Genomic DNA, 11,152 nt, shown 5'->3' with positions numbered 1-11,152 from the left:
CCCCGCCGCCTGCGGCTGCCGCACCCCCGCCCCCGCCGCCCCCCGCGCAGCAGGAGCTGCCGAAGCCGACGGGCAGCGCGCTGGTCGTGCCGGTGGAGCCGGTCGAGGCCGAGCCCGCCGAGGTGCTGCCCCAGGAGGCCGCGCCCAAGATCGCGCCGAAGCGGCTGGCCGAGCCGTCGCGCAAGCCGGTGGCGGGCGACCTGGTGTGCGGCGAGTGCGGCGAGGTCAACGGGCCCACCCGCAAGTTCTGCCTGCGCTGCGGCGAGGCGCTGACCACCGCCGAGGTCGTGCGCGCGAAGTGGTGGCGTCGGCTGTTCCGGCGCCGGGGTGTCAAGCTCGTCAGCGCGGACAAGCGCCCCACCAAGGCCACCGCGGGCAAGGGCAAGCGCCGGGTGTTCGAGGTGCGCCGCAAGGCCAGGGTCGTCATCGCCGTCGGCATCACCGCGTTCAGCCTCGTGGCGGGCTTCTACCCACCCCTGCGCAGCTGGATCGTCGACACGGTGGACGGTTGGCGGTCCAAGGTGGACACCGCGCTGGAGAAGACCTACGACCCGGTGCGCCCCGCGAAGGTGACCGCGTCCGGCGAGGTGCCCGGGCACGGCCCGGCGCTGCTGTTCGACAGCTTCTCCAACACCTACTGGGCCGCGCCGTGGTCGGAGGACCGGCAGCCGATCACCTCCGCCGACCTGGGCGGGACGAAGGCGCTGGTGAAGGTCGTGGTGCACAACGGGGCGGGCGCCGACTTCGCCAAGCACCCCCGCGCGTCGATCGTGAACCTGTCCTACTCCAACGAGAAGTCCGACACGATCATCCTCAAGGACACCCCGGACGCCCAGGAGTTCACCCTCACCAACGGCCTGGCCGCGTCCTCGGTGAAGATCGAGGTCATCAGCGTCTACCCGGCCGAGGGCAACGCCGACGTGGCGATCGCCGAGATGGAGTTCTTCAGCGCGCTCTGAGAGGAGGGCCCCGTGCGCGGAACCGCCGCCCTGCCCAGCCCGCACCCGCTGGCCGACCTGCTGCCCACCCCGCTGCAGGAGGACCCGTTCGTCGTCCGGCTCACCCAGGGCCTCGACGACGTGCTCGGCCCGGCCATCGCGGTGCTCGACTGCCTGCCCGCCTACCTCGACCCGGCGCTCACCCCGGCCGACTTCCTCGGCTGGCTCGCCGGGTGGGTGGGGGTCGACCCGGACGAGAACTGGACCGAGCGGCACCTGCGCTCCCTGGTGGCGCACGCGGTGGACCTGCACCGCCACCAGGGCACCACCTGGGGCGTGCAGTGGTACCTCGACCTGGTGGCGCCCTGCCGCACCCGGGTCGTCGACCCCACCCGCTGCACCTGGTCGGTCGACCCGACCACCACCGGACCGGACGTCGGCGACGGTGTGCTGGTGGTGCGCGTGCCCGCCGCGGAGGGCAGCGAGGAGAACACCCGCGCGGTCGACCGGCTCGTCCGCGCCCTCAAGCCCGCGCACGTGCCGCACCGGGTGGAGGTGGTCGACCACCTCGACTGACCGCCGCTTCCCGCACCCGGTGAGCGAAACCGGCGGGGCTCGGCCGCGGCGCGCACGGGTCTTGCTCGTGCCCTTCACGACGGCGCCGCGCGTGGCTAACCTCAGGGGGTCCTTGCCGCACAGGGGAAGCACCGACCGGACGGGGTGTCAGGCATGGCGCAGCGATCGATCCCGGCGCGCGGTGACGCGGTCCCGCTGTTCACCGACATGTCCGCGCCCCGACGGGTGTGGGAGGGTGTCGGCGGGCCGCTCGTCGCCGGGGCGCTGACGGGGGTGGCGCTGGGCCTGTCCGCCGTCGCCTACGTGGTGGTGGTCCTGGTGTCGTTCCTGGGCGGCATCCCCGCGGGCGCCCAGCACCGCACCCTGCGCGGGGCGCTGCTGCGGGCCTGCGCGGCGGGCGCGCTGTGGGCGCTGGCCCTGCTCGGCGCGTTCCACCTGCTGCACTCCGAGGCGCGGGTGGCCCTGCCGGAGCCGGAGGTGCTGATGCTCGCCTTCGGGGTCGTGCCGTCCTGCCTCGTGGCCGCCGTGGTGTGGTCGTTGACCCGGCGCAGGTCCCGCGGCTGAGTCACCCGTTCGGCCGATGCGCGGCGGTCGGGTGTGCTTAGGTGGTGGCCATGTCGTCAGGCCCGCCTCCCTATCCGCAGGGGCCTCAGGGCCCGTACCCCGGGCAGCAACCGTGGACCCCATACCCGGCGGGCCCCGGCTTCGGCGCGCCACCGCCACCACCGCCGCCGAAGAAGGGCAACGGTCTGGTGTGGGCGATCCTGGGCGTGGTGGTCCTGCTGGTGGCGGGCGGGGTCACCGCGTACTTCCTCGTGTTCCGCGACTCCGGCGGTGCGGCCGGGGGCGGACCCGGCGGCGGTGCGCGGGGGGACTGCACCGGCGACTACTGCGTCGGCCGCTACCCCTACGCCAACGCCTGCGGCGTGTTCCCCCCGTCGAACGTCGCCGCGCGCCTCGGGGACGTGGGCGGCGCGGGGGTGCGGGTGGGGGAGACGTACGCGGACCCGTTGCCCCCCAGCACGGGCGAGCGACCGCCCACCTGGACCTACGGGCTGCGCTCGCGCTGCGACGTCACCCCGGTCGACGGCGAGGGCGCGGCGTTCCGCACCGCGACCGTCGAGCTGGTGCAGTACGGCAACCGCGACGCCGACCGGCCCGCCGGGGGAGACCCGCTGGCCGGGTTCGACGGCGCCCGCGTCGAGCACGAGGCGGGCGGGGCCGTGGTGCGCTGGGCGCGCGGCAACGTCGAGGCGCGGTTGGACGTGTCCTGGACGACCCGCAAGCCCGACATCCCCGACGCCACCCTGGCCACGGCGGCCAAGGCCGTCGACGACGCGCTGGCCACCCCGCCGGGACCGCGCGCGGACCTGGGGGAGGAGTCCAGCGGGGGCAAGCGGGTGGTCGACGACGCGTGCGAGGTCTTCACCGGCGAGGACTTCCAGCAGGCCACGAAGTACACCGTCAGCCCGCTGTCGGTGGTGCGCACCTACCGCACGGGCGACGGTCCCCAGGAGACGTCCTGCACCCGGACCACCGCGTCCCGCAACAACGGCATCGACGCGGCCGAGGGCACCACCATCCTCGACGGCGCGATGTCGCCCGCCGTGCGGATCTCCGAGCAGGCCGACCCCGCCGCCGCCGCGTCCCGCTTCGCCGAGGAGCGCGAGGCCGTCGAAGCGCAGCAGGACCTCCCCGGTGTCGGGGACGCCGCCGTGTTCGGCATCCGCGGCGACAGGTTCACCCTGCTCTTCACCTCCGGCGTGCACCTGGTGCAGATCGACTGCGGACTCTCCAACGGCAACGCCGATTGGACCCCCGCCGACATGCGCCAGCGCTTGGAGCCACTGGCCAAGGCCATCGCCGGGCGGATGCCCTGACACCCCGGCGCTGACACGGCCGCGTAACTAGGCCGTGGCGTCGAACTCGACGTCGTCCGGGGCGCCGTCGGAAATGGCCGAGTGCAGGCCTTCGTGCGCACCTGCGGCGTTGCGGGCGGCGCGGGGGAGCATGACGCGCTCGTACTCGGCCACCGCCGTCAGCAGGTCCGGCTCGCGCAGCACCGCCTGGGCCAGCTCCACGCCGTCGAGCAGGGCGGTGTTGGCGCCCAGCCCGGAGAACGGCGACATCAGGTGCGCGGCGTCCCCGACCAGGGTCACGCCCGCGCGGGTGTTCCACAGGTGCGGCACGGGCAGGGCGAACACGGGGCGCTCCAGGAACAGGTCGTCGCACTCCACGAGCAGCCTGCGCAGCTCGGGCGACCAGCCGTCGAACCGGTCGAGCAGGTGCGCCCGCGCCGCGGCGGGGTCGTCGAGGTCGACGCCGCACCGGCGTGCCCAGCCCAGCCCGTCGCGGAACGCCGCGTACACCCGCACCCGGCCGCCCGACTGCCGCTGGGCGATCAGCGCGAGGTTGTCCTGCATGGCGAACATCGACCCACGCCCCACCAGCGCGGCCACCTCCGGGTGGTGGGCGTCCACGTCGCGCAGGCGCACCTCGACGAAGACGACCCCCTCGTAGGACGGCCGCGCCCCCGACACCAGCGGCCGCACGCGCGACCAGGCGCCGTCCGCGCCGACCAGCAGGTCGACCTCGGTGGTGCTGCCGTCGGCGAAGGCCAGCCGGTGCCTGCCGCCGCCGAGCGGGGTGGCCGAGTCGAACGCCCTGCCCCACGCCACGGTGCCGGGGGCCAGCGAGTCGAGCAGCAGGTCGCGCAGCTCGGCCCGATCGATCTCCGGGGCCTCGGTGTCGCCGGGCTCGCAGATCCGCTCGCGCAGGACGGTGCCGTGCTTGTCCAGCGCGCGCATGTCCTGCCCCTCGGGGCGGGCGATGGCCAGGAAGCCGTCGAACAGGCCGAGCGCGCGCAGCGCCACCTGCCCGGTGCCGACCTGCACGTCGAGCGTGCCGCCCTGGTCGCGGGCCGACCGGGACGCGTCGCGCTCGTGCACGGTGACGTCGACGCCTGCTCGCTGGAGCGCGCGGGCGCAGGCCAGCCCGCCGGGTCCGGCGCCGATCACGGCGACGCGGGGTGTCCTGGTGGTCATGGGGTCCTCCTCGGGGTGGTGCGCCCAGTAGAGCGTAATCACTGCAAAAGTGCAATGACTACACTTTTGAAACCGCTGGTGTAGGTTGGCCGGTGTGACCAGCACCGCCGAGCCGGGCCGCCGCGAGCGCAAGAAGGCCGCGACCCGCGCCGCCATCGCCGACGCCGCCCTGCGCCTGTTCCTGGCCCGCGGCTACCAAGCGGTGAGCCTCAAGGACGTCGCGGAGGCGGCCGACGTCGCGGTCACCACGATCTTCAAGCACTTCCCCGGCAAGGAGGCGCTGGTCCTCGACGAGTCCGCCGACGTCGAGCGCGGTCTGCTCGCGGCCGTCACCGAGCGGCCACCGGGCACCCCCGTGCTCGACGCGCTGCGCGGGTGGGCCCTGGGCTCGCGCTCGGTGCGCCAAGCGGGCGACCCGGACTTCGCCCGGTTCCGGGAGCTGGTGGCGGGCACCCCCGAGCTGGACGCCTACGCCCAGCGCACCTGGCTCGCCCACGCCGAGGCGCTGGCCGCCGCCCTGCTGGCCGCCGAGCCCGCGCACCTGACCCCGGCCCAGGCGTCCTGGCTCGCCCACGCCGTGCTCGCCGCCTGCGACACCGCCCGTCGCGCCCAGGACCCGGCCGCCGCCGTCGACGAGGTCTTCGCCCTCCTGCGGTCGGGCTGGCCGCACTGACCCCGGGTGTGGCCCGTCACGCGCTCACCCCGCCGCGGCCGGGTCGGGTCGTGGAAGGATCGGGGGCGTGGATCACCCGGACACCGCGGCGGCCGCGGGCGCAGGCTTCGGACTCGACCTGATCACCGATCCCGACTTCGCCGCCCGCTTCGGCGCGGACGTGCTGCGCGCCCTCGGCGCCACCACCCCCGCCGCCCAGGGGGACTGGGCCGGGTGGCTGGCCGGGGTGGACGCCCGCCTGGGCCCCGGCCTGCGCGCCGCGGTGCTGCCCGGCACCGGCCCGGACCGCCCCGAGCCCGCCTCCCGCCCGGTGACCGCCTCGGCCAGGGACGCCTGGCGCCGCTGGGCCGAGCGGTGGCGCGCCGAGCTGTCCCCGGGTGCCCCGGTCGAGGTCCGGCTCACCGCCGCGCACCTGCACGTCGAACTGCTCGCCGCGGGTGTCTGGGGCGAGGACGAGTCGTGGCGGGAGGTCCTCGGTGAGCTGGTCACCGCCCTGGTGCCCACCGACGCCGAGCAGGCCGCGCTGCCCGGCCGCGCCCTCGACCACGTCAGCTCGCTGCTGGCGGTCGGCCTGGCCCTGCTGTTCCAGGACGCCACCCTGCACGGCTCGTCCGGCGCCGACCTGGTCATCCGCCGCACCTGGGACGCCGCGGGGGAGTGGCCCGCCTTCGCCGACCCGGCCGTGGTCGCCCACTACCTGCGCACGCCGTCGCAGCCCTACGCCCGCGTCCCCACCGAAGCGGGCGTCGACGCGGTGGTGGAGCTGGCCCAGACCGCCCCCGACGACCCCGACGCCACCCTCACCGCCGCCTTCGAGGCCGAGGGCCTCGACGTCCAGCGCTTCGACGGCGTCTGGGTCACCGAGGGCACCGCCAACAGCCGCCGCCTCGCCGCCCGCATCGTCGACATCGCGGGCACCCGGGCCGCCGCCCTGGCCCGCACCACCGCCAAGTCCACCGTCATCCTGCGCGTGGACCGCACCCTGGTCCTCGGCGAGTCCAACCCCAAGCTCTGGCGCACCTTCCAGCTCTCCCCGGTCGGCACCGCGGTCTCCACCCTCTGCCAAGGCGAACTGCCCACCGCGCGCAGCAAGCACCCCCTGTCACCCATCCCCCCGGCCGTGGCCGAGCTGGCCGAAACCCTGGGCGTCAACCCGACCATGCTGGCCGCCGCCCTGCGCTGACGCGTACCCTCGACCCCGGTGGCCCCTTCTCGGCCACCCCGGACGAGTTCGTCGTACCCGGTGAGGACAAGACGACGGGTTGTTGCCCGTACTCCTGGTGGAGGTCTTGTCATGGCTTGGGTCGTCTTGGTGCTGAGCGGAATCCTGGAAACCGTGTGGGTCGCGCTGCTGCACGCCACCCGCGGCTTCACCCGGCTCGGGATGACCGCGCTGTTCCTGGTCGCCCTGACGGGCAGCATGCTGGGGTTGGCCTACGCGCTGCGCACCATCCCGGTGGGGACGGGCTACGCGGTGTGGGTGGGCATCGGTGCGGTGGGAACCGCGGCGTACGGGGTCGTGGCGTTGGGGGAACCCGCCACCGGCGCCCGCCTGCTCTGCCTGGGCCTGATCGTCGCAGGCGTCGTCGGCCTCAAGTTCCTGCACTGACACTGCTGCTCTGCCACGCTCACCAAGCTCGGTTCCCAGGGGCCCGCGAACTTCCCGCGCGGTCGTCGGGGTTGTCGCGCTGCTCCCTGGCCCTCCACGGTGCGCGAGGGTCAGGCGGGGGTGTGGTGGCGGCTGGTGGGGATGACCATGGGCGTGCCGGTCAGCGGGTCCGGGGTGATCTGGCAGGTGACGCCGAAGACGTCGTGGACGAGGGTGGGGGTGATGATGTCCTCGGGGGCGCCTTCGGCGGCGATGCGGCCGGACTTCATGGCGATGACGTGGTCGGCGTAGCGGCAGGCCTGGTTGAGGTCGTGCAGGACCATGACGACGGTGCGGCCCTGGTGGCGGTTGAGGTCGACGACGAGGTCGAGGACGTCGATCTGGTGGGCCAGGTCGAGGTAGGTGGTGGGTTCGTCGAGCAGGAGGACGGGGGTGTGCTGGGCGACGGCCATGGCGATCCAGGCGCGCTGGCGCTGGCCGCCGGAGAGCTCGTCGACGGGGCGGTCGGCCAGGTCGGTCATGGCGGTGGCGCGCAGGGCGTCGGCGACGGCCTGCTCGTCGCCGGTGCTCCACTGGCGCCACCAGGTCTGGTGCGGGGAGCGGCCGCGGGTGACCAGGTCGACGACGGTCATGCCCGCGGGGGCGGTGGGGGACTGGGGCAGGATGCCCAGGGCCTTGGCGACCTCGCGGGTCGGCAGCGCGTGCACGGACCGGCCGTCGAGGTGGACCGCGCCCGCGCGGGGCTTGAGCAGCCGGGCCAGGGCGCGCAGCAGGGTGGACTTGCCGCAGGCGTTGGCGCCGACGATCACCGTGATCCGGCCCGCCGGGATGGCCACGTCGAGGTCGTCGACGATGACCCGGTCGTCGTAGGCGAGGCGCAGGTTCGCCGCTCGCAGGTCTGCCACGTCAGCCTCCGGTGGGGTCGGACCCGGTGCGCGGCCCGGGTGGGCGCGGGGAGCGGCGCGGTGCCACCGCGTCAGCCCCCCGTGCCGGTGCGGTTGGCCCTGGCCAGCAGCCAGAGCAGGAAGGGGGCGCCGAGGACGCCGGTGACGATGCCGACCGGGAGTTGGGTGTCGGGGAGCAGCAGCCGGGCCAGCAGGTCGCTGCCGAGGACGACCGCGCCGCCGGTGAGCCCGGAGGTGAGCAGCGGGGGCATCGGGGTGCGGGCCACCCGGGTCGCGATCTGCGGCGCGGCCAGCGCCACGAACGCCACCGGGCCCGCCGCCGCGGTCCCCACCGCCACCAGCAGCACCCCGGCCAGCAGCAGCGCGGCCCTGGCCCGCGCCACCGGGGTGCCCAGGCCGGTCGCCACGTCGTCGCCGAGGTGCATGGCCCGGACCCAGCCGGTGAGGGCGAGGGTCGCGGGCACCAGCACGAGGCAGGCGAGCAGGAGCGGGGTCGCCTCGGCCCAGGTGCTGTCGTTGAGGTTGCCCACCATCCAGCCCACGACCTGCTGGGCCTGCCGAAGGTCCGCGCGCGCCAGCAGGTAGGTGGTGGTGCTCGTGCACGCCCACGACACGCCGACGCCCACCAGCAGGATGCGGTACCCGGTGCTGCCCCGGTGCAGCGCGAGCACCTGCACCAGCGCGGCCGCGACCAGCGCGCCCAGCATGCCCAGCGACTGCGTGCCCAGGCCCGCGCCGAAGCCGAGCACCACCCCCAGCACCACGGCCGTCGTCGCGCCCGCGGACACGCCGATGATGTCCGGGGTGGCCAGCGGGTTGCGGGTCGCGGTCTGGAACAGCGCCCCCGCCATGCCGAAGGCGATGCCGACGAACAGGCCCACCAGCGCGCGCGGCATCCGCCAGTCGTAGACCACGACGCGGTCGTAGTAGTCGCCCTGCGAGAACAGCGCCGCCACGACGTCCCCTGTGGACAGCGGGTAGTCGCCCACGGTCATGCCCACGCAGAACAGCAGGAACGCCAGCGCTCCCACGCCGATCGCGGCGCCCAGCAACCGCGGCCGCACGACGGTCGACACCGGTCCGACCCGCAGGACGACCCCGGCGCGCCGCACCCCGCCCGCGGCGCCCGCCACGACGACGTCGTCCGCCACCGCGGTCCTGGCCGTCACAGCTCCGCCAGCCTTCGCTTGCGCACCAGCGCGATGAAGAAGGGCGCGCCCAGGAACGCCACCACCACGCCGACCTCCGTCTCGCCGGGTCGGGCGATCACCCGGCCGACCACGTCCGCGCCGATCACCAGGGCGGACGCGAGGACCGCGCTCATCGGCAGCAGCCACCGGTGGTCCGGGCCGGTGGCGGCGCGGGCCACGTGCGGCACCACCAGGCCCACGAACACGATCGGCCCGACCACCGCCACCGCGCCGCCGGTCAGCAGCGTGATCGCGACGACCCCGGTCACCCGGACCAGCCCCACCCGCCTGCCCAGCGACCGGGCCACGTCGTCGCCGAGCGCCAGGCTGTTCAGCGCCGACGCCGAGGCCAGGGCGAGCAGCGCGCCCGCAGCGACGAACGGCAGCACCTGCACCACGACGGTGGTGCCCTGCCCGGCCAGCGATCCCGACGCCCAGAACCGGTAGCGGTTGAGCGCCTCCGGCTCGAACAGCGTCAGCCCGCTGGTCAGCGACGTCAGCAGGGCGGTGATCGCGACGCCCGCGAGGGCGAGCTTCACCGGGGTGGCGCCGCCGCGGCCCGCGCTGCCGAGCGCGTACACCACCAGGCTCGCGCCCAGCGCCCCGGCGAAGGCGAACCAGATGTTGCCGTAGAGGGTGGTGGCGCCCACGGTCACCGCCGCCACCACGACGCCGAACGCCGCGCCCGCGCTGATGCCGAGCAACCCGGGGTCGCCCAGCGGGTTGCGGGTCAGCGCCTGCATCACCGCGCCGGACAGCCCCAGCGCCACGCCGACGACGATGCCCAGCAGCGTGCGCGGGAAGCGGTTGCCCCAGATGACCGCGTCCTCGCCGCCGCTGCCGAACAGCGTGGCGATCGTCTCACCCAGGGGGATGTCGCGCGTGCCGATCGCCAAGGACAGCAAGCAGACCACCACCAGCGCGAGCAGCGCGGCGGTGATCCACGCGACCCCGCGCCGAGGTGCGCGCGCGGGCGTGACCGCCGCCGCCACCTGGTGCGTGTGGACCTCCGCAGCCCCGGTTCCCACGCCGCTCACCCCCTCGCCGCCGTCGCCACGCGGATGACCCTACCCCGCGAGTTGTTAGGTTAGGGATACCTCAGCGGCGAACCTTCGTGTTAGGTTGCCCTTACTTACGTCGGTGCGTGGCTCCCGCCTGCCCGGAGCGAAGAGGAACCCCATGAGAACACCCAAGGTCGCGGCCGCCCTGCTGCTGCTCGCCCTCGCCGGCTGCGGCGTCGGCGAGGCGCCCGCGAACGCCCCCGCGAACGGGACCGCGCCGGCCGCCGCCGACGCCTTCCCGGTCACGGTCGAGCACAAGTACGGGACGACCACCATCCCGGCCAAGCCGCAGCGCATCGTCACGCTCGGCCTCTCCGACCAGGACGCCGTGCTCGCCCTCGGCGGCAAGCCGGTCGGCGCGATCGACTGGTTCAAGGAGCGCCCGTACGGCGTCTGGCCGTGGACCGACGCGCTGTGGGGCGACGCGCGCCCCGAGGTCGTCGGCGAGCGCGACGACTACAACTTGGAGAAGGTGCTCGCGCTCAAGCCCGACCTGATCGTGGCCGAGTACAGCGGGATGTCCCAGCAGCAGTACGACGAGCTGTCCAAGATCGCCCCCACCCTGGGCCAGCCCAAGGGCTTCGCCGACTACGGCGCCCCGTACCAGGACATGACCAGGGCGATCGCGAAGGCCATGGGCGCCACCGCCGCGGCCGACGAGAGGATCAAGGGCATCGAGGACAAGTTCGCCCAGGTGCGCGCCGCGCACCCGCGGTGGCAGGGCAAGACGATCGCCGCGATCGACCCGTCGCAGCCGGGCAAGATCGTCGCCTTCGCCGACACCGACCCCAAGGCCGCTTTCCTGGAGCAGCTGGGCTTCACTGTCCCGCAGGCGATCACCGACGCCGCGGTGGCGGCGAACAACAACGCCGCCGAGCTGAGCTACGAGCGGCTGGACCTGATCGACACCGACGTCATCGTGGTGCTCGTCGACGACGTGGCCGCGGCCAAGCAGGGGCTGGGCGCGCTGCCCACCTTCGCCGCGCTCAAGGCGTTCAAGGCGGACAAGGTCGTCTACATGTCCTACTCCAAGCCGCCGATCGGTGCGGCGCTGTCGTTCAACACGGTGCTCAGCGTGCCGTGGGCGGTCGACCAGGCGGTCGCGCTGCTGCCCGCCGAGTAGGCGCCGCGCCCCGCTGGCGAGCTGCTCGTCCCC

The 11,152-nt window shown here is 74.6% G+C and carries 12 protein-coding genes and 1 riboswitch; of the genes, 8 read left to right on the top strand and 4 right to left on the bottom strand.

Features of this window, described 5'->3' with window-relative positions; genetic code table 11:
* From BJP25_RS34150 to BJP25_RS14090, 4 genes are all read left to right on the top strand, one after another.
* Positions 1-959, top strand: a 959-nt coding sequence (locus tag BJP25_RS34150; RefSeq protein WP_158075649.1) for a discoidin domain-containing protein, incomplete at its 5' end; no start/stop codon positions are given.
* A 12-nt stretch (positions 960-971) separates the two neighbouring features.
* Positions 972-1,514 (top strand): phage tail protein, encoded by a 543-nt coding sequence (locus BJP25_RS14100; protein WP_075975350.1) that lies wholly within the window; start codon positions 972-974, stop codon positions 1,512-1,514.
* Positions 1,515-1,667: 153 nt separating this feature from the next.
* On the top strand, positions 1,668-2,078 hold the full coding sequence (locus BJP25_RS14095) for a hypothetical protein (RefSeq protein WP_075975349.1): 411 nt from the start codon (positions 1,668-1,670) through the stop codon (positions 2,076-2,078).
* Between the two features lie 188 nt (positions 2,079-2,266).
* Positions 2,267-3,394, top strand: coding sequence for a hypothetical protein (locus tag BJP25_RS14090; RefSeq protein ID WP_075975348.1), 1,128 nt, complete (start codon positions 2,267-2,269; stop codon positions 3,392-3,394).
* Between the two features lie 27 nt (positions 3,395-3,421).
* Here BJP25_RS14090 and BJP25_RS14085 read toward each other — a convergent pair whose 3' ends face one another.
* A complete protein-coding gene (locus BJP25_RS14085; protein ID WP_075975347.1) occupies positions 3,422-4,558 on the bottom strand; it encodes an FAD-dependent oxidoreductase in 1,137 nt (378 codons plus the stop codon).
* A gap of 94 nt (positions 4,559-4,652) precedes the next feature.
* Here BJP25_RS14085 and BJP25_RS14080 point away from each other — a divergent pair, with 94 nt between their 5' ends.
* The 3 genes from BJP25_RS14080 to BJP25_RS14070 all read left to right on the top strand — a co-directional run bounded on the left by BJP25_RS14080 (position 4,653) and on the right by BJP25_RS14070 (position 6,840).
* Positions 4,653-5,231, top strand: coding sequence for a TetR/AcrR family transcriptional regulator (locus BJP25_RS14080; protein ID WP_075975346.1), 579 nt, complete (start codon positions 4,653-4,655; stop codon positions 5,229-5,231).
* Positions 5,232-5,298: 67 nt separating this feature from the next.
* Positions 5,299-6,414 carry a hypothetical protein gene (locus BJP25_RS36195; RefSeq protein WP_075975345.1) on the top strand — a complete coding sequence of 372 codons (1,116 nt, stop codon included), beginning with the start codon at positions 5,299-5,301 and terminating at the stop codon, positions 6,412-6,414.
* Between the two features lie 15 nt (positions 6,415-6,429).
* Positions 6,430-6,495, top strand: a riboswitch (guanidine-III (ykkC-III) riboswitch).
* A gap of 30 nt (positions 6,496-6,525) precedes the next feature.
* Entirely contained in the window at positions 6,526-6,840 is a 315-nt protein-coding gene (locus BJP25_RS14070) for a DMT family transporter (protein ID WP_075975344.1), read from the top strand.
* Between the two features lie 110 nt (positions 6,841-6,950).
* Here the strand turns inward: BJP25_RS14070 and BJP25_RS14065 are convergent, their stop codons facing one another.
* The 3 genes from BJP25_RS14065 to BJP25_RS14055 form a co-directional block, all read right to left on the bottom strand.
* The gene (locus tag BJP25_RS14065; RefSeq protein ID WP_198943483.1) at positions 6,951-7,745 is read right to left on the bottom strand and encodes an ABC transporter ATP-binding protein; all 795 of its coding nucleotides are present in this window, start codon (positions 7,743-7,745) and stop codon (positions 6,951-6,953) included.
* A gap of 71 nt (positions 7,746-7,816) precedes the next feature.
* Positions 7,817-8,914: a FecCD family ABC transporter permease gene (locus BJP25_RS14060; protein WP_233158073.1), complete on the bottom strand. Its 1,098-nt coding sequence runs from the start codon at positions 8,912-8,914 to the stop codon at positions 7,817-7,819.
* Positions 8,911-9,963, bottom strand: a complete 1,053-nt coding sequence (locus tag BJP25_RS14055; protein ID WP_233158072.1) for a FecCD family ABC transporter permease — start codon at positions 9,961-9,963, stop codon at positions 8,911-8,913. The genes BJP25_RS14060 and BJP25_RS14055 overlap by 4 nt, the downstream gene beginning before the upstream one ends.
* Before the next feature lie 151 nt (positions 9,964-10,114).
* Here BJP25_RS14055 and BJP25_RS14050 point away from each other — a divergent pair, with 151 nt between their 5' ends.
* Entirely contained in the window at positions 10,115-11,119 is a 1,005-nt protein-coding gene (locus BJP25_RS14050) for an ABC transporter substrate-binding protein (protein WP_075975343.1), read from the top strand.
* The last annotated feature ends 33 nt before the right edge of the window (positions 11,120-11,152 follow it).

The sequence above is a fragment of the Actinokineospora bangkokensis genome, assembly GCF_001940455.1.
GTDB classification, from domain to species: Bacteria; Actinomycetota; Actinomycetes; order Mycobacteriales; family Pseudonocardiaceae; genus Actinokineospora; species Actinokineospora bangkokensis.
This window is presented reverse-complemented; position numbering and strand designations above follow the sequence as displayed.

Excerpts from the sequence above, each read along its gene's own strand:
- BJP25_RS14095 (WP_075975349.1), top strand. The coding sequence starts at position 1,668 with ATGGCGCAGCGATCGATCCCGGCGCGCGGTGACGCGGTCCCGCTGTTC.
- BJP25_RS14085 (WP_075975347.1), bottom strand. The coding sequence starts at position 4,558 with ATGACCACCAGGACACCCCGCGTCGCCGTGATCGGCGCCGGACCCGGC.
- BJP25_RS14070 (WP_075975344.1), top strand. The coding sequence starts at position 6,526 with ATGGCTTGGGTCGTCTTGGTGCTGAGCGGAATCCTGGAAACCGTGTGG.
- BJP25_RS14050 (WP_075975343.1), top strand. The coding sequence starts at position 10,115 with ATGAGAACACCCAAGGTCGCGGCCGCCCTGCTGCTGCTCGCCCTCGCC.